Origin of the sequence: Leptospira perolatii, from assembly GCF_002811875.1 — a bacterium.
Classification (GTDB): Bacteria; Spirochaetota; Leptospiria; order Leptospirales; family Leptospiraceae; genus Leptospira_B; species Leptospira_B perolatii.
Genome location: NZ_NPDZ01000005.1, coordinates 77542 through 101258 on the forward strand (window position 1 = coordinate 77542; position 23717 = coordinate 101258).

The window sequence follows — 23717 nt, forward strand, 5'->3', positions numbered from 1 at the left end:
TTACTTCGGTCGGTGTGTAAATGGGCGGCGAATCAGTTTTGCTACAAGAACTCGAAAAACTCGAACTTAACGACCTAAAAAAGATCGCCTCACTCTGGAATATCCCCAAGCTTCCCTTTAAGGAAAAAAACAAGAACATCAAGTTCTTGTATGATATTTTCCAAGACGAATTTTATCTCAAAGGTGTCTTGGAAAAACTGACCGTTCTCCAAGTTAATATCTATACTTCTATTCTTAAAAATAAGAACGTACTCACTCTCGGTGAAATTTCTAGAAAAGTAAATATTCCTCCTATCAACGTAGAGATGGAATTAAACTTACTCAGAAAATACCAACTCGTATACCAGAGAAAGAACCGAGAGAGATTAACCAATAACCTTGATAAGTATCATGCCTTTGATGAATTGGCAGGTATTGTTCCTTTGGACCAAAATCTAAAGGGAGAAAAATACAAGGTTACCGTCGAAAAAATCCTGGATCGCAAAAAGCTCACGGATATTTCTCCGGAATGGAAAAAAGCGGTCAAGGCTCCCGCAAAATTAGATACAATCCGTAAATTCTATTCTCATGCAATTACCGCGGAAGCATTCGAATCCGCTTTAAATTCTTTGCAAGAGTTAGAAAAAGACACTTTGGTGCGGATTTATCTGAGCGGTGGAGTTTCCGACGCGGACGATATCCGCAGCTTTATAGTGATGAACCGCGGAAAATACGAGCAAGTAGTGCCAGCCTTGGTCGAAAAGGGTCTGGTCGCGGACGTATGCTTCGTGGACGAGAAGTTTGTGCGCGTATTTGCGCTTCCGGAAGAACTCTCTAAATATATCCAGCATAACCCGATTTTACCTTCTGTCAAAAAAGGAACCAGACAGCGCCAGGAAAAGCTCGCAACCAACGAGCTCGATTTTTTCTTAAACACCAAAAAGCTCATTTCTTATATCAGTAGAAAAGGTTTGGTACTCGCTAAGTCAGGAAAGGTAAAGCAGGCTGATCACAAAAGAACAGAACAAGAATTACTAAATCCTGATATAGGCATTTTCCCCGAAAAAAGTCAGATCTACCAAATGGAGCTGATCCTCCCGATTCTTCGACTATTGAATCTAGCCGACGAAAAAGGAGAGAATATCATTCTAAAAGGAGATCTGGACGGATTCCTCAAAAAAGATATCTTCGAGATCATGAAGATCGTGATTCACGAAGTAAACGAAGCTAGAATGAAGAGGGTGAATCCGCCGGAAGTATTCCAGCCAACTGAAATGCCTTTCTATGATAAGATGATTTTGGACAAATGCGTGAACCTCATCATCAAGTCCAAACGAATTCATCTTTCCGTAATATTCTCCAATATCATTCGCGAGCATTTGATACTTTCGCCCGGATTCCGGACCAAGAATTTCCAGACAGATCTGGCAGATCTTCGAAAGGAAATCATGAGCGCGATCTTCTATCTGCACCTTTTCGGTCTTTTAGAAATAGAGTATCCGAATCGATTCTTATCTCTTTCCAAGTTGGGAGAGTATTTCTTTCAAACCGGAGAGCTTTCCAATTCCACTGAGAAAGGTGGAATCACGATCAATCCGGACTTCTCTGTCATAGCGTTTCCTGAAAAAGTATCTATCAACGGAATTCATTTGCTAAAAGCTTTTACCGAGCTAAAGGACTTTGACAGAGTCTACACCTTTGTTTTGACCAAAGAAGCGTATCAGCTAGGGATTCTTTTGGGTTACAAACCGGACGAATTCATCGATTTCTTGAAAGCCTCTAGCAAGGCGGAACTTGCACAGAACCTTTTATTCTTGTTGGAAGATTGGGGAGGAAACCTGCCGGTCGTAGATGTGGCAGAAGACTGCGTACTGGTTCGCACGAAGGATCAGAATGTGATGGAGCTCCTACTCGGACAAATCAAAGGCAAGAAAATCGTTTTAGATGAAATTAGTCCGAATGCGGTACTGATCGATCAGTCTAGAGTGCAAGATGTGATCAGCATTGCAGAAAAACTGAATCTGATCATCAAATTGACTCGGTAGTCTTAGTCTATCTTGTTAACCGAAGCGGTTTAATCCGTAGTAACTTTAATCTTAGTCTTAAATTCCCATTTGCGAAAGGGTGCTAAAGCCTGGAGCCTTTCTTCGCTCACGAAGAATAACGCTTCTCCGAATTTTACCAGACCGCCTTTGTAATGGGCATATTTTGTTTTGTGATCTATAAGGCCGATTTCTTTGACTTTGTTCCAGTCGTCGCAGGTTTTCAGGGTTGGGACCTTTCTTAAATGAAGCTCCTTAATCGAGCTGTCCCTAACAGAATCTCTAAGAATCTTTTCCCATTCCATAATGCGCAAGCTACAGCGAATTGCTTAAAATGCAAGGAGTTTCCTTTTATTTGTAAGGAGTTCCTGATCGATTGCTACAAAGCGTCGGATTTTCCTTGGAAAGAATTTTACGGGGAAAAGAATTTTGCGTTGGGGTCTCAGTCTTGCTCAGCAAGAAATGGAAACTATGAGCGAGCTAGATCTAAAGAAGCCGCCCAAGGCAGACCTATCTTTGGCTGTGGTCGGAGATATTCACGGATTCTGGAACCAGAGTGACGTAGAGTATTTCTCCACCAGTTCTTACGACGGAATCTTTTTCGTGGGTGATCTCGGAAATCGAAACCCTAAAAATCAATTTGAAATCGCAAAATCCATTTCTCAAATTCGCAAACCTAAGTATCTGATTCCGGGAAACCACGATACTACTTCCATTTTTCAGCTGTTAGGGGAAATCTCCGGATGGAATCCTATATGGACTAAGGGGAGTGTATTCGGTCAAAAATATAGATTCAAAAAATTGGTTTCTAATTTGGGAGATGTGCGACTCTGCGGCTACTCAGTGCATTCAGATTTTGAAAATTACGGAATCCAGATACTTGGCGCAAGGCCATTTTCTATGGGAGCCAGGCTAAATTTTCAACCATACCTAAAGTCAGTGTATCGGATCAACACTCTGGAAGAATCCACAGAGAAATTAGTCTCTCTTTCCAAAGAGATCGGATCTACTTCGGAAATATTGGTTTTAGCACACAACGGTCCTTTTGGATTAGGAGAAAGGCCCGTAGATATTTGGGGCTGCGATTTTAAAAAGGAAGGAGGAGACTGGGGAGATCGCGATTTGCAGGATTTTCTTAAACACTGCAATAATAGTCTAACGCGTGTACCTGTGGTGATCGCGGGCCATATGCACCATCACGCTAGGCACCTGAGAAATTCTAGAACCTGGTGCGTGAAGAAAGAAGGAACTTTGTTCGTCAACGCGGCTCGTGTTCCAAGAATTTTTAAGGACAAGGATGGAATGCTTTGGCACCATCATGTACGCTTGTCTCGAGTAAAAGGAACTTGGAAAGCCGAGGCAGTCTTTTTAAAGAACGGTGTTATCGAAATTCACGATTCCGATCTCCCTAAATTTCTGAGAACGGAGAAAGAGAACAAAAAGGAAATTTAATGTTCTTCTCTCAGAGAATCTAATTTTCCCTTCACTTCCTCGTTTAAAGGCTGCTTCCTATGGAAATCTTCCAGAAGTTTCAAGGCATCCTCCTTTCTGGAAATATCAATGTACAGTTCGGAAAGTTCCAGGACGGGTCTAGGGTCCATTGGAAACTTTTTATGAAGGTCGATATAAATTTCCTCAGCCTTGTCTCTATTTCCTTTGAGTTTAAGAGAAGAAGCTTTTCCCAAGAGAGCAAAGTAGTCCTCGCCTTCGGATAGAATTCTATTAAAACATTCTAATGCTTTATCGTATTCGCCCATGCCTCTCAAGCTATCGGCGTAGCGGTTTATGATCAGTTTATTGTCTGGATCAAACTCAAGGATTCTTTCCCAGTATTCGTTTGCGATTTTAAAATCCTTTTTGCCTCGGTGCGATTCTGCTAATCCATATAATGCAAAGAAGTTTTTTGGATCCAAGTCTGCCGCTTTTTTATAGTATTTGATCGCTTCGTCAAAGTCCTTAATCTTGCGATAACTGTTCCCGATCTCGGTCAAAATCTTGATATTGTCTGGTTGAATGACTAAAAGTTTTTCCCACCAATGGATCGCGTCTTTGTATCTTTGGCAGGCAAAGTAAAGGTGGCCCAATCCGACGATTACATATTGGTCCTTCGGATTGATCTGAAGTGCTTGCATATAATACACTTCCGATTCCTTAAAGTTTTTCAACTTTCTATGAGCGTCCGCCACTCTACTTAGAATAGAAGCGTCGGTGATCGTAATATGTCGGTATTCTTCCGCTACTTCGATCACACGATTCAACATGTTCATTTCTCGGTAGCAGTTCATGAGTCCCATCAAAGAGAATTTATTGGAAGTATCTTCTTTGATACACTTCGTATAAAAATCTATAGCTTGTTTAAATTCTTTTCTCTTGAAATGTAGATCACCCATCCCAACGAGTCCGTAGGTGTTAGCGGGTTCCTTGGAAAGAAGTTCCTTGAGCTTTGATTCCGCTCTGTCCCACTGACGGTTGTCCAGATAGCGGTAGGCCTCCTTTGCTAGGTTTTTAATTTGCGCGAAATTAGAATCCTCTTCTTCCTTACCAGCATGTGTTTTTTCGATCGGTTCACTCATTGGACTCCAAAGCTTCCTTTTCAATGTACTTTCGAGGTTCGGCCGTCTATTCTCGATTCGTTTTTTATGGTATATGTATGACGAATTGGGAGAGTTTTTACCTGTACAGAATTCCGTAAAGAAAATTTGGAACTATAGAAAAAGTTGAAGCAGTGCATCATTATTTATTGAAAAATGATGAAAGTAAATCGAAATAATTATGGTTTCAATCTTTCCCTGCAAATCTAGGAGGGACGGATTTCAAAGATTTTCAAATAGCCCGGACTCCGATCATCCTCCCGAATGGAGGTGCGGGTGTGAGTGGACTGCACTTCGCTCCCGTAGTAACCTCTTGACATGGCTCCAGTCGCGCATGGAATGGATTTTGACGAGGAAATCATGTCGAAAAGCGAAGGAAAAATCACCGGCGCAAGACTAATGGTCGAGCTTTTAGAGGAATACGGAGTAGATATCGTTTTCGGGTATCCCGGCGGTGCTATCCTTCCTTTCTATGACGAACTTTATAAAAGCACGAAAATAAAGCATATACTCGTCCGACACGAACAAGGCGCCATCCATATGGCGGAAGGTTATGCTAGATCTACCGGCAAACTAGGAGTTTGTATTGCTACTTCTGGTCCTGGAGCCACGAATCTGGTAACCGGTTTAACCGATGCAAAAATGGATTCGGTCCCTGTCCTCGCAATTACCGGTCAGGTTGCAACGAATGCAATTGGTACCGATGCATTTCAGGAAGCTGATATTTTCGGAATCACTATCCCGATCACAAAGTACAATGCACTCATTCGATCCGCAGATGAAATCGCTAGACACTTTCAAGAGGCTACTCTGGTCGCGCTTGGAGGTCGTCCCGGTCCTGTGCTCTTGGATTTTCCCAAAGATGTGCAGACCCAACTAACAGATGTTAGGAAAGCGGTGAAACTGAAAATCAATCCAAGGCATTACCAAAAGCCTCCGATTTCCGGGGATATTCCTGCATTTGCAGAAGCATTGAACCGCTCCAAGAAGCCTTTGTTGTATGTTGGCGGTGGCGCGATCAATGCGAATGCCTCTAAGGAGATCTTAGAACTAGCAGAAAAGGCAAGTATCCCGGTAACTACGACTTTGATGGGAATCGGTTCTTTTCCGGGGACTCACAAACTGTCCGTCGGAATGCTTGGAATGCACGGTACTGCGTATGCAAATAAAGCAGTATTAGAATGTGATTATATTCTAAATCTAGGCGCTAGATTTGATGATAGGGTTGCAAAACCGGGAGAATTTGCAGAAAGAGCAGTTCGAGCTCATATCGATATAGATTCTGCGGAATTCAACAAAAGAGTCCCTGTGGATTATCTCTTGCACGGAGATCTAAAAGATACTCTCAAGGCGCTGATTCCGCATGTAAAAGCTGTGGATCGAAAAGAGTGGGTTTCCTTTTTGGATGGAATAAAAAAGAACCATCCACTCCAGTTCGACGAAACTTCGGATACGATCAAGCCTCAATCATTCTTACAGAAGCTATACGAACGCAGCCAAGGAAAGTGCATTGTTTCTACCGATGTGGGACAGCACCAAATGTGGGCTGCACAGTACTATTTATTTGATAAACCAAATCGCTGGCTAACTTCTGGTGGACTCGGAACAATGGGTTATGGACTACCAGCTGCCATAGGTGCTCAGTTTGGAAATCCGGACAATACAGTGATCTGTGTTTCGGGTGATGGTTCCATCCAAATGAATATCCAGGAACTCGCAACAATTGCGATGTACAAACTGGGAGTCAAAGTCGTAGTATTCAACAATAACTTTCTAGGAATGGTTCGCCAATGGCAAGAGCTGTTTTATGAAGAAAGGTTCTCCGAGTCTGAATGGAATTACAATCCAGACTTTGTAAAATTGGGAGAAGCTTATTCTATGAAAGCTATGAGAATTTCCTCTAAATCAGAAATCGACAAAGGGATCGATTTTCTTTTGGAAGATAACAAGGCATGCTTTTTGGAAGTAATGATTCCTGCCGAAGAAAAGGTATTTCCGATGATCCCTGCAGGTAAGTCCCAAAAAGATATGATCGAATTCAGAGATATGGTCGGAGAACAAAAGAAATGAAGCATATCCTAAGAATTCTTGTAAACAACGATCCCGGAGTCATGAGTCACGTTTCTGGGCTATTTACTCGCAGAAGTTATAATATAGATTCGATCGCAGTCGGAGTCACTGAAAATCCGGATGTTTCCAGCATGGTCATCGTAGTCAAAGGGGATGACTCAGTTGTAGAACAGGTAAAAAGACAACTATTAAAACTTCCGGATGTAATCGAAGTAGAAGATCTTGCGTATCACGATTGTATCAGCAGAGAGTTGGTTCTAGTGGTGGTCAAATGCGCCGAAGAAAAACGTACCGACCTGATCTCTACATGCGACGGTTTCAAAGCCAGAATTGCTGACATGACCCACGGAACTCTGACAGTGGAGTTTTCCGGAAACACAAGGCAAGTCAATGCGTTCATTGAGATGATAAAATCTTACGGAATCGAAGAGATTGCTCGTACCGGTCAGATCGCTTTGCGATATAGATCTCTGTAGTTGGGATAGGAATTTTTAGAGTAGATTGGCAAAGACCCGCTTCAGAAATAGTTAAATTACCGGTTTAATAACTTATTCTGTTGGATCAAGTAATCCATCAAATCAAAATAAAGTAATATATTCTGATTTGTTTCCATTTCAGCAGGATATTCTTCAAAGCCATTCTTTTTATAAAAATCTACGGCATCTTTTCTTGCGTCGACTATAATGAAGCGACACCCGGTTTTATTGCTTGTCGTAAACCAGGCTTTAATGATATCGATCGTTAAACGAGCATAACCGTTTCTGAGGTGATTATTATGGGTTGCCAATCTTCCAATAAGGACTGCCGGATAGGTTTTGTAATGAGAGCCATATGGAATTAGTTGATTAATTTCGATATTTGCAGAAAGGGAATGATTGCTTACAGAAAAACCGACGAGTGGTTCTAAAATTCCTTGCTTAAAGAGGAAATACGTTTTTGCGATTAGCTCGTTTTCAGTGTCAATGGCATCCGATTTAAAATACTTTTCTAGTATGGAATCACAGGTAAAGAGATCAAGATCACTCTGTGTAATACTTTTAAAAGAAAAATCACCGAATTTGGGTAATTCCATTCTTTTAGGATTTATGAATTGGATTTAGAAAGAAGGGCTTGGTAAATTTTTCTTTGCTGCTCAGAAATTGGAATTTCTGGTCTTTTCTTAGCATCCGCTTTCGTGACAAATTGCTCAGCGTTTTCGCCCTCTAAAGCAGGAATTGTTTGAATAGGAGTTGCAGCCATAGTTTGATCGATTTTTTAAATGGATTCTATTTATTGGATTGTCGTTTACTCGAAAAAGTAAACACCTATTTAAGGAGATGTTCAAAAAAGTACAGTCGTCCGTACGTTTGAATAAGATGCCATTCTTAATAAATTTGGGGGACAGATTCTGGGAAATTTATAGGAACATAGTATATTAGGTCTTTCAGATAACCCCCATTTTTCCTTAAAATTTCTTGCTGCAATATTAAATTCAAATATTGCGGGTCACTGCTCAACTTTGAAAATTAGGACTGTCTTTCGATTCCTTCTCTCCTCCATCAGTAAAATCTTATAAACTTCATTTCTTCTAGTAAGTCTGTCATTCCTTAATCGGCAGAAACGACCGATCCGCAGAACTTACCTATCGACAAAAATAATAAATTTCCTACTCTTGCGAACAATCTGATATTTTTGTGTAAAGGGAAAGTTCTTAAACGATGAAACGAATGAAACTATTTCTTACAGGCCTACTCATTCTACTTTTTGTAGCCACTTTGAATTGCATTATGATGTCCAATCTTGGTCTCGGTAAAAAGCAAATCTTATCCGGAGAAGCAGCAGCGAATCTAGATATTGCAATCTTAACCGGATTGATCGTTTTGCCTTCTGGTACCCAGTTGACCGGTAACTTCGCAGTTCTATCCTCCTTGCCATCGATTGCAGGTATCGATTCCAAAGATGTAACTGCTTATTACGAGGAAGAGAAGGTCAAGGCTTGTGCAAAACAAATTACTACAGTTCTTGCTGTGACAGCGGATATGAACGCAGCTGTTTTTGTCGCGGCAAGTTGTAAATTAGAAAAGTCAAAAGGCTATTAGAACTTTCCCGGCGCGGGTTGCGGGAGGTGGTTTCCGAATGTGTTTATTAGAATAGGTATCGGATGCATCCGACTCACTGCAAAGATTCAGTAAATTCTAATATATGGGAATCTAAATATAGCACAGCTTCCGGCTTCCAACGAAACAAGGTGCCTTCCAGCTCGCAGATTCCGAGTTCTCGTTTTGCTTTGATCCGATCCAGCAAAAAGTCCGCCTGTTCCGGTATGATTTCCAAAAAGGATCGTAATTCGATCGGGTAAAAAATCCGAAAGAGTGAAAGCACCAATTCTTCGAAAGGTTCGGAGGCTTGGTATTTAAAATCCATATTCCCGCGCAGATAAGAATTCGTATTTCTAGGATTTGCATATCTTCCGCTTGGCAAAAATCCGTGAGCCCCAGGACCGATTCCAAGATAATATTCGTAGGTCCAATATTTCATATTGTGTCTTGAATAAAGATTCGGTTTAGAATAATTGGAAACTTCGTACTGGGAAATATTTCGTTCTCTCAAATAAGTAGGAAGGTTTTGCAAGATAGACGCTTGCAATTCTTCCAAAGGCGCAGGAGAAATATGATCAGAAACCTTTCTGCTATACTCTGTTCCTTTTTCTACGGTCAATGCATAGAGACTAATATGAGAAACTCCCGCTTCTAAAATTCTATCCACATCCTGATAGAATTCTTCTTCGGTCTGACCCGGAATTCCGAACATTAGATCTGCACCAAAGTTTTGGATCGGGGAAGAATAAAACGCGTCTAAAATTCTAGGGTAACTTTCGGGATCATAATATCTTTCCAGAAATTGAAGATTCTTTGGAGAGAAACTTTGGATTCCGACATGAACCCGATTGATTCCAGCTTGGTGGAGTTCCTTCAAAAGCTCAGGACTTAGGTCCTCTGGGTTGCACTCGAGGGTAATTTCCGAATTGGGAGAAAGATCTAAATTCTTTCGTAAAAAGTTCAAAAAACGACCGTATCTTTCCGGAGAGGCTTTGGAAGGAGTTCCTCCACCAAAAAAAACTGTATCATAGGAAAGTTGAGAAACCTGTTTGTCTCTCTTGATTCTCTCCATAACTTCCGACTCGTACTGTCCAAAAAGAATCTCTTCCGACTCGGAAGGCCCGAGTCCGATTCCTTCCGAATAAAAATCGCAATAGGAGCATTTGTGAACACAGAAAGGATAATGCAGATAAATTCCTGCCTTTCCTGTTTTTTGGATGATAGGAAGTTGAGAAGAAGTCGGATTCAAGGGCTACTTTGAGCGGCTTCTTGTTCCTTTTCTTCTACTTTCGTTTTTAGAACTAAATCCACTTTTGGAATTTCTTCCTTTCTTTCTAACACCGAATACAAAAGTGCATTCTTAGATTCTAAAGTAGGGGAAAAAGAAAACAATATCTTAAAGTTTGCATATACTGGAAGGTCCAAAAACGGAGTTCCATAATGAAGCGCTAGGATCTCTGCCTTCGGAAATTTTTTAGCCAAAGAAGCGGCAAGATTGATCTCTAGTTGAGTAAAGGTGGTGAGAACTACTCTTTTTATACTTCCTTTTTCCAGCTTCTTAGAGATCTGGGCTACGCTTAGATTCGAAATTTCTCTTTTTTTCAGCTCATCGGCAAACTCTGCACCTTTTACGGAAAATGCAGTTTCATTTAACGAAATCTCTGTTGGAATAAATTTCTCCGGAAAAGCCACGATGGATTTTCTGCTCACTTCTCGGTTTAGAAAAGGAGTGTTCCATTCGGTGTACAATTTGCTTCTAGTGGAATCCTGCTCTTGGAAATAATGAGAGACTGATTCTGACAAGTTCAGCGCGAGCACTCCCTTGCTTTTTCCTTCTTTGTTAGACTTGAAGTATTCCCAGATGATTCCATACTTAAGTTTATAAAGAATTTGGCGCTTTACAGCTTCTTTCAAAAGATCTTTTCCTTCTTTTTCCAATATCCCTTTTTTGTAAGCTTTCAAAATCTGATTTCTCATATTCAGGGTCGTACTTCCCCAGCTTGTCATTAAGATGATATCTGCACCAGCTAACAACGCTAAGACGCCTGGATCATAGGATTGGAAATGCTCATCGATCGCGTCCATTTCCATTGCATCGGTGATAATCAATCCTTGAAAACCTAGCTCTTTTCGGAGAATGTCCGTTAATATTTTAGGAGAGAGCGTAGCCGGAAAATTCGGATCAATCTTTGGATATACGATATGAGCACTCATCACCGCGTCTGCGCCGTTTCTAATTGCGGTTTGGAACGGAATTAGTTCTAAAGATCTGAGCTCTTCTAGGGATCTTTCGATTTTGGGAAGACCCAAATGACTGTCCACATTGGTATCTCCGTGCCCGGGAAAATGCTTAATGACCGGAATAGAGCCGCCCATTCTCGCGCCTTCTTCGTAGGCGACTCCAGCAATCGAAACAGTCTCTACATTGCTTCCGAGGGACCTAGTGTTGATCACGGGGTTGTCCGGATTATTGTTAATATCCAGGTCCGGTGCAAAAAGAAAATTCAGTCCTAGTTTTCTTAATTGATAAGAAGTAACAAATCCTACCTTCTTTGCAAATTCTGAATTCTTAGTCTGGCCCAACGCCATCGCGCCCGGAAACTGTGTTACACCGTCTTTGACCCGAATGACTCTACCGCCTTCTTGGTCGACCGAAATGAGCAATGGAAGTCCGGAGGTCGATAGAGATTTGTTTTGCAGACTGGAATTGAGGGACTGGATTTCGGACTGAGAACCTAAATTTCTTCCGAATAGAATCACTCCACCGGGTAGAATGGTTTCCAATTCCGAATTGGCAGTGGGATCCAATTTTGTGCTTGGAATTGCCACATGGATTACCTGGCCTACGAGCTCTTCCGGGCTGAGCTTATCAGTGATTTCCTGTGCTTGCTCGAGCAAGGTGGATTGTATGTCTTGTGCTTCTAGTTCGTTTCTGTACTGACCGATCCATTGAAAACTGAACAAAAAAAGTGCTGCAAATAAAGCCGCAAATAAAATACGTTTGGCCATGGTTGACAGATCCCAGTCTGTCTCGGTTCCGTAAAGCACAACTTCTTTGGGAAGAGATCGGACCCGAAAGGCTTTCTACGGGTCTAAGCTCGAAAGCGCAGTCTGGAACCACTTGGAGGATTCTTGTTTTTTTCAGTTTCACCGAAATCTCTAAAGGCTTTTTCATTTCATCTTCTATTCTTTGCAATCTTATGCATCGCGCAGTTGGACTGCAAAAAGGAATCCGGAGTGGATGAATCTAAATCGGAGAATTCTGCATCTGCTGAGATGCAGCTAAGTGTGGGAGAGAAGGACCTTCCCACGGAAAAAGGGAAAAGGATCTTATTTTTTGGAGATAGTTTGACTGCTGGTTACGGGTTGCATTCTCCGGAGGAAGCATTTCCACATTTGCTCTGGAAAAAATTGGAAAAGGAAAATCCTGGTTTGGAATACACAAATGCCGGAGTGAGCGGGGAAACTTCTTCAGGAGGAGTCGCAAGGCTCGACTGGGTACTTTCCAAACCACTCGATTTGTTCGTCCTAGAGCTGGGTGCAAACGATTCAATGAGAGGAGTTCCTCCTAAAACCACTGAAGAGAATCTGAAAACCATCATCCAAAGAGTTAGAAATAAATACCCGAAAGCCAGAATCCTATTGTTGGGTATGCAAACCTTTCCGAATCTAGGAAAGAAGTACAAGCAAGAATTCGATGCGATTTATCCTAGAGTCGCCGCGGAAGAAAAGGTAAGCTATCTGCCTTTTCTTCTAGAAGGTGTGGCAGGTGTTAGGAGCTTGAATCAATCAGACGGAATCCACCCGACCGCGGACGGTCATAAAATTCTGGCAAAGAACGTACTTCCGTTTCTATCTAAAGAATTGCATTAGTACTTGCATTCAAGCTCCGAAAAGGATGAAATAAATCCTACCTTCGGAGGATCTATGGGAAGCACTCATTATCGTTCCTGCACATTATGCGAAGCCATGTGCGGCTTGCGGATCGAAGTAGAGGACGGGGTTGTTACTGCAATTCGTGGAGATAAAGACGACCATTTCAGCCGAGGCCACCTTTGTGCAAAAGGTCCCGAATTAAAGAATTTATACGAAGATCCGGATCGGATCAAACATCCAATGAAACGAACCAAAGACGGTTGGGTAAAAGTTTCTTGGGAAGAGGCTCTCACCGAAGTCGCTACGAAGCTATACGAAATCCAAGAAAAGTACGGAAACGACTCTGTCGCGATGTATAGCGGGAATCCGAATGTGCACAATTACGGTTCCATGTTATTCGGACAAAGATTTACGAACCGACTCAAAACTAAGAATGTATTCTCCGCCACGTCCGTGGATCAGCTTCCTCACCAGCTTCTTTCTTACTGGATGTTTGGGCATCAGTTGTTGGTCCCAATTCCTGATATCGATAATACGAATTTCTTTTTAATCCTAGGCGGCAATCCGTTTGCATCTAACGGAAGTTTGATGACCGTGCCCGACGTAAAAAAGAGACTCAAAGAACTGCAGGAGAGGGGAGGCAAGTACGTAGTCGTTGACCCGAGAAAGACCGAAACCGCCTCGCACGCGGACGAACATGTTTTTATCCGCCCTGGAACCGACGTGTATTTGCTGCTAGCTTTTTTGCATGTACTGTTTGCGAAAAATCTAATCAAGAAAAACGAACTTTATTCTTCAGAAGAAATACAGCAAATCGGGAATTTCGTAGGTGAATTCAGCCCTACCAAAGTGGAAAAAGTCACCGGAGTTTCTTCGGCTTCGATCGAAAGACTCGCGATGGAATATGCAAAGGCGGACGCTGCGGTTTGCTATGGCAGGGTAGGAGTATCTACTCAGCCCTTTGGAGCTCTTTGCCAGTGGTTGATTAATTTAATCAATATACTTACTGGAAACTTTGATAAAGTGGGCGGAGTACTTTTTACCCTTCCTGCAGTAGACGTGATCGATCCGAAAAGTTCTATGAGGACTTCTCCCGGAAGCTTCAATCACTTTCAATCTAGGGTTCGAAAATTGCCAGAGTTCAACGAAGAGTTACCAGTGGCAGCTCTTTCAGAGGAAATCCTTACTCCCGGAGAAGGTAAGATACACGCGTTAGTTACTTCTGCGGGGAATCCAGTGCTTTCTACTCCGAACGGATCTCAGTTGGAAAAAGCTTTGGACAGTTTGGATTTCATGGTGAGCGTAGATTTCTATCTGAACGAGACTACCAAACACGCGAATTATATTTTACCGCCAACTTCTGCATTGGAGCACGATCATTATGATTTGATCTTTAATGTATTTGCAGTGCGAAACACGGCAAAATATTCTCCGCCTGTATTTGCTCCTGAGGACGGAATGCTTCATGACTGGGAGATATTTTCGGACTTAACCAAAAGACTAGAACTATTGAGATCCAAGAAATCTTTACCGAAAGAAAGAATCCAAACTAGACTGACTCCGGAGTCTATTATAGATTTTGCATTGAAGGGCGGGCCTTACGGCGCAAACGGGAAAAAGCAAATGGGAATGAGTCTAGAACTCTTAAAAAATAGTCCTCACGGTGTGGATCTGGGACCATTGTCTCCCTCCCTGCCGGAGAGGTTGTGTACGGCGGACAAAAAGATCAAACTTTTGCCTACCGAAGTGCGGAAGGATTTTCCTCGCCTCAAACAGAAGTTCCAAAATTGGGAAGCGGATGTAAAGAAGGAAGATTTTGCGAAAGGATTCTTGCTGATTGGAAGAAGACATCTTCGTAATAACAATTCTTGGATGCATAACATGCCCAAGCTCATGACTGGAAAAGAAAGATGCACTTTGATGATCCATCCTGAGGATGCGAGCCGTTTGGGAATCCAGGAAGAAGAAGAGGTTATCGTAGAGTCCAGAGTGGGAAAAATTCATATCCATGCGGAAATTACTGAAGATATGATGAGAGGAGTCGTCAGTATTCCTCACGGATTTGGTCACGGGCAGAATGGAACTAACTTGAATGTGGCCGCACAACACGCAGGAGCGAGCATCAACGATCTGACAGATGACCAAGAAGTGGATGAGCTTTCTGGAAACGCTGCTTTCAGCGGAATTCCTGTAAAAGTAAGGAAAGCTTCCTAAGGAATTGCCTCAAAAACCGCGTTCGTGGAATCGATCTTGATGATTCCTTGCTTTATGTTTGGAGGAATCGCTAACTCTAGATTCCTTCGCATAAAAGGGATGCCCTTGGCGTAAGTCTCTATCACTAGGGAATATTTTCCAGGTACAAATTCGAACTTTGTGTCTGGAGGACTTCCTTCAAAGATTTGGTATTCATAATATACGGAAATTCTACCAATTGTAATTCCTAGAGAATAGGGTTCCTTATTTACGGACAATTGCAGAGATACAGGGATTTTGGACTTCCCTTCGAGTGATTTGGATTTTGCAAGATCTGCGGCTTCGAGTACGTTTTTCCAGCTAGTTCTCCAGTGAGTACGAATGAATGTCATTCCAGAGTCGGATTTATTGTATACTTCCTTGTTTGCAGTGACTTGCACACTGATTCCGCCTCTGTCATAGACTTTCTCTTGTCTAACTTGTATATTATCGAAATTGTTAGAACGAATTTGCTCGTATAGTTCTTGGATGATTTTGGGATCGGACTGAAAGAAAAGTATGCTTTCCTTCCTATAATCTCGAATTTTGTGATAGGAAATCGCGGAAGATAAATAAAAACTCTCCGAATTTGGAGTCATCCCGCCGCCTTGGAATACTCCCATCGAGAAATCCTGAGGAATTTCTCTAGGAAGAGCACTGATGCAATCGCAAAGAAATCCAAACATTACAAAATGAATGGTTAGCGATAATCTGAAAAAGAAAAACCTTCTCATCCTTGCAACAACAGTTCTGTTTCGAAAAATTTGCACAGACTTCGTCGATTCACTTTAATCTTTTTTTTCCCTGGAATTGGAATAAGAATCAAAGAATCTTTTTCCACCTTTAAAAGAATACACGGATCCATAAGAACTTTTTAATAAACTCACTGCCCTTTTGGAACGAACTCCGGTCGCGCATATCGCAACGATGGTCGAGTCTTTAGGAAAAGAAGGTCTTGTCCCGGCCTCAATCTGAGAGAGAGGCAGAGAACAGGAGCCCGAGATCGGCTCCGCGAACTGTTCGTCTTCTTCTCTTACATCTACCAAAAATGTTGGTTCTGATTTGCTAAGTGTAGAATATTCAAAAAACGTGATCTCTTCAGGATTGAGCTGCTTCATTTCAAACAGATTCTTTGATTTGTCAGAACAAATAGTACACTTTACATTTGGCTGGATTTTCGTTTCGTACAAAACAGGAGAGTCCCAATCAAGTTGGAACAATTTGCCTTCTATATTTTCACTCTGAGACAATAGGGATCGGATTGCAAAAGAAGCCTGCTGCATTCCGGCCAATCCGGTAATGATTCCGAGTACGCCGCCGTCTTCGCAGCTCATCAAGCTCGCAGAGTTTTCTAGATTCGGATACAGGCAGCGATAACAAGGTTTTCCTTTTCCAGAAAATAGGGCAATTTGCGCGCTAATTCTAAAAACCGAAGCGAATACGAAAGGTTTTCCTGCTTTCACACAAAGATCGTTGGCGGCCATTTTGGAAGAAAGCGAATCAGTGCAATCTAATACAACATCCCATTCTTTTAAAAAGTCGGAACCGATTTCCTCTGTAAATGGAAACTCGAATGATTTAATTTCGATTTCTGGGGTTCTGTTTTTTAAAAAATCAGAAGTTACTTGCGCTTTTCTTTTTCCTAAATCTGCAAGTGAGTAAATCGGTTGGCGATGCAAATTGCTCATTTCCACCGTATCGAAGTCCATAACTCCGATTTTACCGACTCCAGAATTCGCAAGATACATAACTGCAGGGGTTCCCAATCCGCCTAGACCGATGACTAATGCTGAAGAACTCAGCAACTTCTCCTGTCCTTTTTCACCAAAAGAGGGAAGTCGGATCTGTCTGGCAAAGTAGGACTTCCTAGTTTCATCCATAATGATGTTTTATCGCCTAGTAAGTCTTCTGCAACTCATTCTTTTTTTCATTTTCAGTACTCACTCTTGTGATAACCTAGACATACAAATGGAAGAAAGGCAAACACTGAGTCCGGGGAGCACCCGCGCCGGAACCGCAAATTTGCAGGCATTTCCTAGAAAATTCGAAGTGCTCAGAATCAGTGTCACTTCGACATGCGGGTTTGGATGTGTATATTGCGCACCGGGAACCTCAAGTGAAGATCCTTCGGCTCTAAATACATTCAGAGAATCACACTCTGCGCATTTATCCTTGGATCTGCTCAGAAGAAATCTTACAATACTTACTTCTAAATTGAATATCAAGGAAGTCCACCTTACCGGTGGAGAACCTACAAATCATAAGCAACTTCCGGAGATCGTAAGCCTTGTCAAAGAGCTTGGAGTTCCAGAGGTCGCTCTGACTAGCAACGGATTTTTTCCAGAACCTTTGCTTTCCAAGTTACAGGCCGCAGGTTTGGATCGAATGAATTTTTCTGTGGATTCATTATCTCAGGAAGGATTCCAAAGAATCAGCGGAAAAAAATTACCCGTCCACAAACTCATAGAGAAAGTCGAGCAAGCAATTTCCCTGAAAATGAATGTGAAAGTGAATTGCACAGTTCTCAGGGGATATAACGAAGACCAAGTAGTTCCATTGTTAAAATGGACCGGAGACAGAGGAGTTCCGATTCGTTATTTGGAGTTAATGAGGATGGGCCCCTTGTTTTCTAGACACCAAGAACTTTTTTATTCCGCTCTCGAGATACGAGATCAGATCGGACACGAATTTAACTTCGAGGCAGAGGATACTCCATTAGAGTCCACCGCGAAATATTATAGGACAACAGAAGGCTATCGATTCGGAATCATAGGAAATCATACCGAACCGTTTTGCGAAGGCTGCAACCGATTGAGGATGGACGTAAAAGGAAATATCTACGGTTGCTTGAGCGATACCACTTCTTATTCTCTTTCGGAAAACGAAGAACAAGTGGAAGAATCCCTAAGATTGGCAATGATGAGTAAAAAAAATCAGTTTACCGGAAGTGAACTTTCGATGAAATATATCGGCGGTTGAAAATGAATATTACCTTATTATGTTTTGCTGCATTAAAGGACTTCTTTCCTGCTTCTGAAAATTTGCACTTGGATAAAATTGGAACAGTAGCCGATCTGAAGGAATTCCTACAAAGTAAAGAGCCAAAAGCAGCTGAACTGCTCGAAGTAAGCAGATTTGCAGTGAACCAGTCCATCGTGAACGAACAAGATCTTTTGGTCGACGGATCTGTGGTGGCCGTGCTGCCACCTTCCAGCGGAGGTTGATATCTATGCAGGTTCTACCAATACTAAATCATATTCGTACGCAAGCTGTAGAACTTCCGAAAACAGTTCCGGATATTCCGGAGACAGGAGCCTATCTGGTTTTCACAGGAATCGTTCGGAATGTCAATGAAGGCAAGAAAGTAGCATTCTTAGAATATGAAGCATTTCCGGAAATGGCCGAAAAGATGATCCGAGAAATTCTCGAGGAAGCGAAATCCAAATGGGATTTATTGTACGCAGATTGCCAACACAGACTCGGAAAGTTGGAAATCGGAGAACTCGCTGTCGTAGTTACGACAGGATCACTGCACAGAGACGAGTGTTACGCTTCCAATCGTTATATCATAGATAGAGTAAAGCACGAAGTTCCGATTTGGAAGAAAGAAACCTATACGGATGGATCCACAGCTTGGGCAGTGGGCTGTGTCCATGAACACAAAAAACAAAACTAGAACAATCGCACTCATTCTTGTGGGAGGATTCTCTTCCAGAATGGGAGAGGACAAATCCTTTCTGCGCGTCCGATCCAATTTCGATTCGAAAACATTTCTGCAGTCTGTTCTGCAAAGAGTATCATTCTTATGTGAGACAGTTTACATTTCTCTTCGAAAGGAGCAGGTTTCGGATTATCTTTCTGCAATCTCTCCTGAAAATCTGATTTTGGACGAAGAGCTACCTCTCGAAGGACCCTTGAAAGGGATCTTGAGTACCTATCGTTTCTTAAAAAAGAATGGAACAATGGAATCGATTCTAGTGGTTCCGGTCGATATGCCCTTGGTCCGAATTCGTACACTGGAAAGATTGATAAGAGAACAAGTGTCTTCTCAGATTGGAGTGTTTTACAAAACGGAGAATCAATTGGAACCACTCTGCGGTCTGTATCATTCTCAAACTCTAGATAACCTATCTCGCCTCCTAGATTCCGGTCGACTCAGTACTTTTTCTCCCAAGGAATTACTGGAAAAGCTAGGTCCTAGATTGCTCGAACTTCCTGAAAACGAAAAGAAATTCTTTAGAAATGTCAATACCCCTAGTGAGCACCAAAACCTGACTCCTAAAAGTACGGATTAGAGTCTACATCCTATAAAATGGAAAAACATCCAAAGTTCTTTTTAAAAACCGGTTTACAGTCATAAATAGGACAAAAAGATGGTTGGTACCAAGTACGCGGGAATAGCTCAGTGGTAGAGCACCTCCTTGCCAAGGAGGGGGTCGCGGGTTCAAGTCCCGTTTCCCGCTTTTTCTATTTTATGCGCGCTTCTGCGCTTTTTCTGACCAATGGAATTCAAGACAAAAAAAAACCAAAACGCATCCGTAGACATTAAGCTCACCTTTGATCAAAGCGATCTGGATAAAGCTTTTGATAAGGCATATCTTCAAAAACAAAAAGAACTAAAAATTCCGGGCTTTCGACCTGGCAAGGCACCGTTGCCGATGGTAAAGCGTCACTTAGGCGATTCAGTGGCGAGTGACGCAATTCAAATTCTACTCGTAGACAGTATGAACTCGATCTCTGGAAATTTGGAACACAAGATGGTCAGATTTCCCAAGTTTGAGATCCAAGATTATCAACCTGGAAAGACTTTGATTGCGACCGCGGTCTATGATACTGAGCCAGAAGTTAGCTTAGGAAAATATAAGAAAATCAAGATAAAGCTTCCAGAAGTACAAGTTGTAGATGACGATCTCCAGGACGAAATCGAGCAGATTCGCAAGCAACTAGCGCGCAAACTTTTGCGCGAACCGGAAGAAGGTGCGGTAGCTGGCGATATCGTGGATATGGAATTCTTAGTTAAGGAAGAAGGCCAGGAGCCGAAAAGTGCTAAGAACGGATCTTCGGATTATAAATTGGGAGAGTCCAATAATTTGCCGGGATTTGATGACCATCTCTACGGACTAAAAGTAGGAGAAGAAAAAACCTTCGCTTACACATATCCTGCAGATTATCCGCGGGAAGATCTCGCAGGAAAAACTTTAGAATTTGACATGAGTCTAAAAGCGATCTACAAACAAGTGTTACCTGAAGTAGACGATGACCTAGCGAACGAATTTGACGGTTCAGAAACATTATCCTCTCTTAAAGACAAATTACGCGAAAACCTAAAGAAAAATTATTCTGATGCGGTTAAGAACAAAAAGATGGAAGAGATTTACAAGGAATTGGTTACGGATTCCAAATTCATTTTCCCGGAATCTTATTTGAACGAGGAATCGGAACATGTATTCCAGAACATGATCCAAGAATTGCGTTTGCCAAGTATTACAATGGAGCAATATGCGGAGATGGCCAAGAAGAGTTTGGAAGAAGTCAAATCCTCCTTCCGAACAATCGCAGAAAACCGACTAAAAGGGTATTTTGCGAGACAAAAGTTGGCAGCACAGGAGGGGATTATTCTTTCCGATGAGGAGTTTGATCGGGAAATCACCTCTCTTGCCTCAAGATACGGCATGTCGGAAGCCGATTTTAGGAAAGAGCTAGAAAAAGGAAAACTTCTGGCGAACTACCGGGATACTTTTTTGTCAAAAAAGATAGACGATACGCTCTTCGAGCTTGTAGAAAAGAAATACAACGAAAAGATGAGTATCCGTCAACTCAAGGAATTCCTGTCAAATAAGGAAAGTGGAGGAGTATGAGCGTAATTCCAGTCGTCATTGAGCAAACGGGACGAGGTGAAAGATCCTACGATATTTATTCTCGTCTTTTAAAAGATCGGATCATTTTTTTAGGAAATCCAATCTCTGACGAGTACGCGAATGTTGTCATCGCTCAGCTTCTGTTTCTGGACGCTGAAAATCCGGATCGAGATATTTATCTTTATATCAATTCTCCCGGCGGTTATGTGACTGCGGGGCTTGCAATTTATGATACAATGCAGTATATTAAGGCGGATGTTCGGACTCTGTGCGTCGGGCAAGCTTCCTCTATGGCTGCGTTATTATTAGCTGGTGGTGCAAAAGGTAAGAGATCTGCGCTTCCACACTCCAGAATCATGATGCACCAACCAATGGGCGGGGCGACGGGACAGGCTTCGGATATAGCGATCCAGGCAAAAGAAGTATTGAAGTTGAAGGAATCCTTAAACGGACTCTATCAAAAGCATACCGGTAAGTCCGTGGACCAGATTCAAAAGGACACGGAGAGGGATCTGTACATGACTGCAGACCAAGCCAAGGAATATGGCATTATCGATAACGTAATTTCTATCGATCGCAAAAAGGATTAATTCAGTAGGATTAGAATCGTGGCAAAGAAACCGACCGGAACCAGTAGCAAACAAAAGCTTTTCTGTTCTTTTTGTGGAAAAGAACAAGATTCAGTAAAAAGACTAGTGGCCGGTCCCGGAGTCTATATTTGCGACGAATGTATTTCTCTCTGTAACGAGATCATCGCAGAAGAGCCTGAGCAGGATAAAGAACGCACAGAGCTTTTGGGAGAGGTCCCGAATCCCGCTGCGATCAAGACAATCCTAGACCAATATGTAATCGGTCAGGACCACGCAAAAAAAGCTCTCTCGGTAGCAGTTTACAACCACTACAAGAGAATTTCACTCAAAGATAAGAAGTCCGATATTGAATTAGAGAAATCGAATATATTATTGATTGGTCCTACCGGTTCAGGGAAAACCTTATTGGCTCAAACCTTAGCTAGGATCATTCGAGTTCCCTTTGCGATCGTGGATGCCACTGCTTTGACAGAGGCCGGCTATGTAGGAGAAGATGTAGAAAACATTATCCTAAAGCTCATCCAGAACGCGGACAACGATATCAAGAAAGCAGAAATCGGAATCATCTATATTGACGAAGTGGATAAGATCGCTCGCAAATCGGATAGTGCTTCTATCACTAGAGACGTGAGCGGAGAAGGAGTGCAGCAGGCTCTCCTGAAAATTATAGAAGGAACCGTCGCAAATGTGCCTCCTCAAGGAGGAAGAAAACATCCGCATCAGGAATATTTGCAGGTAGATACCAAGAATATACTGTTTATTTTAGGCGGAGCTTTTGTGGACCTGGAAAATATCATCAAGACTAGAACCGGTGTAAAGACCATCGGATTCGGCTCAGATGAAAAAGAGACAAAGGTTCTGAGGGCGGATTCCAAGGGAGCATTACTTTCTCAAGTGATCCCGGAAGATTTAATGAAGTTTGGACTGATTCCTGAGTTCATCGGCCGTATGCCTGTGATCGCTACTTTGCAAGATTTGGATGTGGATATACTCAAGCGAATCTTCCGAGAGCCTAAGAATTCCATTTTGCGTCAGTATGCAAAAATGCTAGAGATGGAAAATGTAAAACTTACGTTCGAAGAGCCTGCCATAGACAGGATCGCGCAACTTGCAATTGAAAGAGAGTCAGGTGCAAGAGGACTTCGTGCGATCGTGGAAAACCTGATGCTGGATCTTATGTTCGAAATTCCATCTCGGAAAGACGTAGAAGAGGTTGTGATTACAGAAGATTCCGTTAATGGAATCAAGCCTCCGAAGTTGATCCTGAAGAAAGAGCCTAAGATCGCTTAATTATTTTTCAAGAGTTCCGCACTCTTTGTACACAAAGAATTGCGGCTTTAGACATTTCAGACCTGCCGACTTCGGACTCTAGGCATCTCGCCAAGTCTAGTACGACTTCTCTAGAATTCTTGTAATCTTTTCCTTCGGACCAGGTTTTTATTTTTTGCAGAGAGATCGCAATGTTATTGTTCCAAATTTCAGGTACTCGATCGCTCACGAGGATAAAATACTCGTTCGGCTTGAGGTTTAATTTTCGGATTTCCTTTCCCGCAGACTGAAAGTCATAGAACCTGTGCTTAGATACTTCTTGTTCCGAAATCCTGGCATTCTTATAAATCAGGATCGGAGTCTCTTGGTACTGCAAATATCCTAATTCTCCGTTTCTTGTTTCCAGATAAAATAGCGTCAGGTTCAAACCGGAAATCGGTGTGGAACGAATCGATCGATCCAACTTGTAGACCAAGTCTTCTCCTCTGACTCCGGTCATTTCCTGAGCTAAAGAAACCATCCCTTCGATTCGTGCTTTCAAGCCTGCTTCTATATAACCTGAGTTCGGAAATCCTGCGAGAATTCCCATACAACCATCAGCGGTCGGAATGATATTCGCATAATCAGTCTCTCCGTTTTCGGAGGATCTAGGAAATACAGTAATATCCAGATTTCTAATTTTATGAAGTTTAATTTTGAAGAATAGAGACTGGAGTTTGTTCGCGTACTCTTTTTCCTGGTGCAATTTGGATTCTGTTTGCTCGGATACTTCTTCTTCGCTTCTTTGAAACAAGGCGAGACGAAAGCTTCTCGATAATTCGCCGATTTCGTCATTTCCACCGGTAATCCCGAATTCTTCTTCTGGATCTTGTTCTGCACTCCAAGCGCGGAAGAGATGAGCCAATGATTTTAAAGATCGGTAAATTAGATTTACAAAATAAAATGTAAGACCGCCTAACAAAATAGAAAATGCAAAACCGGCGAGTAATCGTATCCACAAAAATTTTCGAAATTCGATTCGATTTACGTCTCCTAAAAATAGATCGTCTATCAGCACGAATACGAGAAAGAAAGAAAAGGATGCCGTAAAGATCGCTAAGGCTAGTTTATATTTAGGATGCAGTTGAAACAA

General features: G+C 42.1%; 23 protein-coding genes and 1 tRNA gene. 15 read left to right on the plus strand and 9 right to left on the minus strand.

Going from position 1 to position 23717, the window contains the following annotated elements; all coding sequences use genetic code 11:
• Nucleotides 1-20 precede the first annotated feature (20 nt).
• Nucleotides 21-2024 carry a phenylalanine--tRNA ligase subunit alpha gene (locus CH373_RS09655; protein ID WP_100713394.1) on the plus strand — a complete coding sequence of 668 codons (2004 nt, stop codon included), beginning with the start codon at nt 21-23 and terminating at the stop codon, nt 2022-2024.
• Between the two features lie 29 nt (nt 2025-2053).
• On the opposite strand, the gene CH373_RS09660 is transcribed toward CH373_RS09655, so the two are convergent.
• On the minus strand, nt 2054-2326 hold the full coding sequence (locus CH373_RS09660; RefSeq protein WP_100713509.1) for a hypothetical protein: 273 nt from the start codon (nt 2324-2326) through the stop codon (nt 2054-2056).
• Nucleotides 2327-2492: 166 nt separating this feature from the next.
• On the opposite strand from CH373_RS09660, the gene CH373_RS09665 reads away from it, so the two are divergent.
• Nucleotides 2493-3473, plus strand: a complete 981-nt coding sequence (locus tag CH373_RS09665) for a metallophosphoesterase (RefSeq protein WP_100713395.1) — start codon at nt 2493-2495, stop codon at nt 3471-3473.
• On the opposite strand, the gene CH373_RS09670 is transcribed toward CH373_RS09665, so the two are convergent.
• On the minus strand, nt 3470-4594 hold the full coding sequence (locus tag CH373_RS09670) for a tetratricopeptide repeat protein (RefSeq protein ID WP_100713396.1): 1125 nt from the start codon (nt 4592-4594) through the stop codon (nt 3470-3472). The genes CH373_RS09665 and CH373_RS09670 overlap by 4 nt on opposite strands.
• Before the next feature lie 378 nt (nt 4595-4972).
• Between CH373_RS09670 and ilvB the strand changes: the two genes are divergently transcribed.
• Both ilvB and ilvN read left to right on the plus strand, forming a co-directional pair.
• Nucleotides 4973-6682 carry a biosynthetic-type acetolactate synthase large subunit gene (ilvB, locus tag CH373_RS09675; protein WP_100713397.1) on the plus strand — a complete coding sequence of 570 codons (1710 nt, stop codon included), beginning with the start codon at nt 4973-4975 and terminating at the stop codon, nt 6680-6682.
• The gene (ilvN, locus tag CH373_RS09680) at nt 6679-7158 is read left to right on the plus strand and encodes an acetolactate synthase small subunit (protein WP_100713398.1); all 480 of its coding nucleotides are present in this window, start codon (nt 6679-6681) and stop codon (nt 7156-7158) included. The genes ilvB and ilvN overlap by 4 nt, the downstream gene beginning before the upstream one ends.
• A gap of 56 nt (nt 7159-7214) precedes the next feature.
• On the opposite strand, the gene CH373_RS09685 is transcribed toward ilvN, so the two are convergent.
• Nucleotides 7215-7754, minus strand: coding sequence for a GNAT family N-acetyltransferase (locus CH373_RS09685; RefSeq protein WP_100713399.1), 540 nt, complete (start codon nt 7752-7754; stop codon nt 7215-7217).
• A gap of 11 nt (nt 7755-7765) precedes the next feature.
• Nucleotides 7766-7921: a hypothetical protein gene (locus CH373_RS18640; protein WP_165778809.1), complete on the minus strand. Its 156-nt coding sequence runs from the start codon at nt 7919-7921 to the stop codon at nt 7766-7768.
• A 458-nt stretch (nt 7922-8379) separates the two neighbouring features.
• On the opposite strand from CH373_RS18640, the gene CH373_RS09690 reads away from it, so the two are divergent.
• Nucleotides 8380-8760 carry a TIGR04452 family lipoprotein gene (locus CH373_RS09690; RefSeq protein WP_100713400.1) on the plus strand — a complete coding sequence of 127 codons (381 nt, stop codon included), beginning with the start codon at nt 8380-8382 and terminating at the stop codon, nt 8758-8760.
• Nucleotides 8761-8833: 73 nt separating this feature from the next.
• Here the strand turns inward: CH373_RS09690 and hemW are convergent, their stop codons facing one another.
• On the minus strand, nt 8834-10009 hold the full coding sequence (gene hemW, locus CH373_RS09695; protein ID WP_100713401.1) for a radical SAM family heme chaperone HemW: 1176 nt from the start codon (nt 10007-10009) through the stop codon (nt 8834-8836).
• On the minus strand, nt 10006-11769 hold the full coding sequence (locus CH373_RS09700) for a glycoside hydrolase family 3 N-terminal domain-containing protein (RefSeq protein ID WP_100713402.1): 1764 nt from the start codon (nt 11767-11769) through the stop codon (nt 10006-10008). The genes hemW and CH373_RS09700 overlap by 4 nt, the downstream gene beginning before the upstream one ends.
• A 267-nt stretch (nt 11770-12036) precedes the next feature.
• Between CH373_RS09700 and CH373_RS09705 the strand changes: the two genes are divergently transcribed.
• Both CH373_RS09705 and CH373_RS09710 read left to right on the plus strand, forming a co-directional pair.
• Nucleotides 12037-12633 carry an arylesterase gene (locus CH373_RS09705; RefSeq protein ID WP_100713510.1) on the plus strand — a complete coding sequence of 199 codons (597 nt, stop codon included), beginning with the start codon at nt 12037-12039 and terminating at the stop codon, nt 12631-12633.
• Nucleotides 12634-12687: 54 nt separating this feature from the next.
• On the plus strand, nt 12688-14850 hold the full coding sequence (locus CH373_RS09710; RefSeq protein WP_100713511.1) for a molybdopterin-dependent oxidoreductase: 2163 nt from the start codon (nt 12688-12690) through the stop codon (nt 14848-14850).
• On the opposite strand, the gene CH373_RS09715 is transcribed toward CH373_RS09710, so the two are convergent.
• Together CH373_RS09715 and CH373_RS09720 are read right to left on the minus strand one after the other, a co-directional pair.
• Nucleotides 14847-15491, minus strand: a complete 645-nt coding sequence (locus CH373_RS09715; RefSeq protein WP_125169952.1) for a hypothetical protein — start codon at nt 15489-15491, stop codon at nt 14847-14849. The two genes, CH373_RS09710 and CH373_RS09715, sit on opposite strands and share 4 nt — an antisense overlap.
• Before the next feature lie 165 nt (nt 15492-15656).
• Entirely contained in the window at nt 15657-16748 is a 1092-nt protein-coding gene (locus CH373_RS09720) for a HesA/MoeB/ThiF family protein (RefSeq protein WP_100713404.1), read from the minus strand.
• 88 nt (nt 16749-16836) lie between these two features.
• Between CH373_RS09720 and CH373_RS09725 the strand changes: the two genes are divergently transcribed.
• The 8 genes from CH373_RS09725 (at nt 16837) to clpX (ending at nt 22606) form a co-directional block, all read left to right on the plus strand.
• On the plus strand, nt 16837-17847 hold the full coding sequence (locus CH373_RS09725) for a GTP 3',8-cyclase MoaA (RefSeq protein WP_100713512.1): 1011 nt from the start codon (nt 16837-16839) through the stop codon (nt 17845-17847).
• 2 nt (nt 17848-17849) lie between these two features.
• The gene (locus CH373_RS09730) at nt 17850-18092 is read left to right on the plus strand and encodes a MoaD/ThiS family protein (RefSeq protein WP_100713405.1); all 243 of its coding nucleotides are present in this window, start codon (nt 17850-17852) and stop codon (nt 18090-18092) included.
• 5 nt (nt 18093-18097) lie between these two features.
• Nucleotides 18098-18544: a molybdenum cofactor biosynthesis protein MoaE gene (locus tag CH373_RS09735; protein ID WP_100713406.1), complete on the plus strand. Its 447-nt coding sequence runs from the start codon at nt 18098-18100 to the stop codon at nt 18542-18544.
• Nucleotides 18522-19163, plus strand: a complete 642-nt coding sequence (locus CH373_RS09740; RefSeq protein ID WP_165778810.1) for a molybdenum cofactor guanylyltransferase — start codon at nt 18522-18524, stop codon at nt 19161-19163. The genes CH373_RS09735 and CH373_RS09740 overlap by 23 nt, the downstream gene beginning before the upstream one ends.
• Before the next feature lie 96 nt (nt 19164-19259).
• Nucleotides 19260-19331: transfer RNA gene (locus CH373_RS09745), tRNA-Gly, on the plus strand.
• Between the two features lie 39 nt (nt 19332-19370).
• Nucleotides 19371-20726 (plus strand): trigger factor, encoded by a 1356-nt coding sequence (gene tig, locus CH373_RS09750; protein ID WP_100713408.1) that lies wholly within the window; start codon nt 19371-19373, stop codon nt 20724-20726.
• Complete coding sequence (gene clpP / locus CH373_RS09755; RefSeq protein ID WP_100713409.1) at nt 20723-21316, plus strand: ATP-dependent Clp endopeptidase proteolytic subunit ClpP; 594 nt, start codon at nt 20723-20725, stop codon at nt 21314-21316. The genes tig and clpP overlap by 4 nt, the downstream gene beginning before the upstream one ends.
• Before the next feature lie 18 nt (nt 21317-21334).
• Nucleotides 21335-22606, plus strand: a complete 1272-nt coding sequence (gene clpX / locus CH373_RS09760) for an ATP-dependent Clp protease ATP-binding subunit ClpX (RefSeq protein WP_100713410.1) — start codon at nt 21335-21337, stop codon at nt 22604-22606.
• Nucleotides 22607-22613: 7 nt separating this feature from the next.
• On the opposite strand, the gene rktP is transcribed toward clpX, so the two are convergent.
• Entirely contained in the window at nt 22614-23717 is a 1104-nt protein-coding gene (gene rktP, locus CH373_RS09765; RefSeq protein WP_100713411.1) for an Arg-Lys translocation region protein phosphatase RktP, read from the minus strand.

Coding starts and splice junctions, on each gene's coding strand:
- CH373_RS09685 (WP_100713399.1), bottom strand. CDS start 7,754: ATGGAATTACCCAAATTCGGTGATTTTTCTTTTAAAAGTATTACACAG.
- CH373_RS09700 (WP_100713402.1), bottom strand. CDS start 11,769: ATGGCCAAACGTATTTTATTTGCGGCTTTATTTGCAGCACTTTTTTTG.
- CH373_RS09730 (WP_100713405.1), top strand. CDS start 17,850: ATGAATATTACCTTATTATGTTTTGCTGCATTAAAGGACTTCTTTCCT.
- CH373_RS09705 (WP_100713510.1), top strand. CDS start 12,037: ATGCAGCTAAGTGTGGGAGAGAAGGACCTTCCCACGGAAAAAGGGAAA.
- CH373_RS09655 (WP_100713394.1), top strand. CDS start 21: ATGGGCGGCGAATCAGTTTTGCTACAAGAACTCGAAAAACTCGAACTT.
- ilvB (WP_100713397.1), top strand. CDS start 4,973: ATGTCGAAAAGCGAAGGAAAAATCACCGGCGCAAGACTAATGGTCGAG.
- CH373_RS09715 (WP_125169952.1), bottom strand. CDS start 15,491: ATGGGAGTATTCCAAGGCGGCGGGATGACTCCAAATTCGGAGAGTTTT.
- CH373_RS09690 (WP_100713400.1), top strand. CDS start 8,380: ATGAAACGAATGAAACTATTTCTTACAGGCCTACTCATTCTACTTTTT.
- CH373_RS09725 (WP_100713512.1), top strand. CDS start 16,837: ATGGAAGAAAGGCAAACACTGAGTCCGGGGAGCACCCGCGCCGGAACC.
- ilvN (WP_100713398.1), top strand. CDS start 6,679: ATGAAGCATATCCTAAGAATTCTTGTAAACAACGATCCCGGAGTCATG.
- CH373_RS09710 (WP_100713511.1), top strand. CDS start 12,688: ATGGGAAGCACTCATTATCGTTCCTGCACATTATGCGAAGCCATGTGC.
- CH373_RS09665 (WP_100713395.1), top strand. CDS start 2,493: ATGAGCGAGCTAGATCTAAAGAAGCCGCCCAAGGCAGACCTATCTTTG.
- CH373_RS09720 (WP_100713404.1), bottom strand. CDS start 16,748: ATGGATGAAACTAGGAAGTCCTACTTTGCCAGACAGATCCGACTTCCC.
- CH373_RS18640 (WP_165778809.1), bottom strand. CDS start 7,921: ATGGCTGCAACTCCTATTCAAACAATTCCTGCTTTAGAGGGCGAAAAC.
- CH373_RS09660 (WP_100713509.1), bottom strand. CDS start 2,326: ATGGAATGGGAAAAGATTCTTAGAGATTCTGTTAGGGACAGCTCGATT.
- clpP (WP_100713409.1), top strand. CDS start 20,723: ATGAGCGTAATTCCAGTCGTCATTGAGCAAACGGGACGAGGTGAAAGA.
- CH373_RS09735 (WP_100713406.1), top strand. CDS start 18,098: ATGCAGGTTCTACCAATACTAAATCATATTCGTACGCAAGCTGTAGAA.
- tig (WP_100713408.1), top strand. CDS start 19,371: ATGGAATTCAAGACAAAAAAAAACCAAAACGCATCCGTAGACATTAAG.
- CH373_RS09670 (WP_100713396.1), bottom strand. CDS start 4,594: ATGAGTGAACCGATCGAAAAAACACATGCTGGTAAGGAAGAAGAGGAT.
- CH373_RS09740 (WP_165778810.1), top strand. CDS start 18,522: ATGAACACAAAAAACAAAACTAGAACAATCGCACTCATTCTTGTGGGA.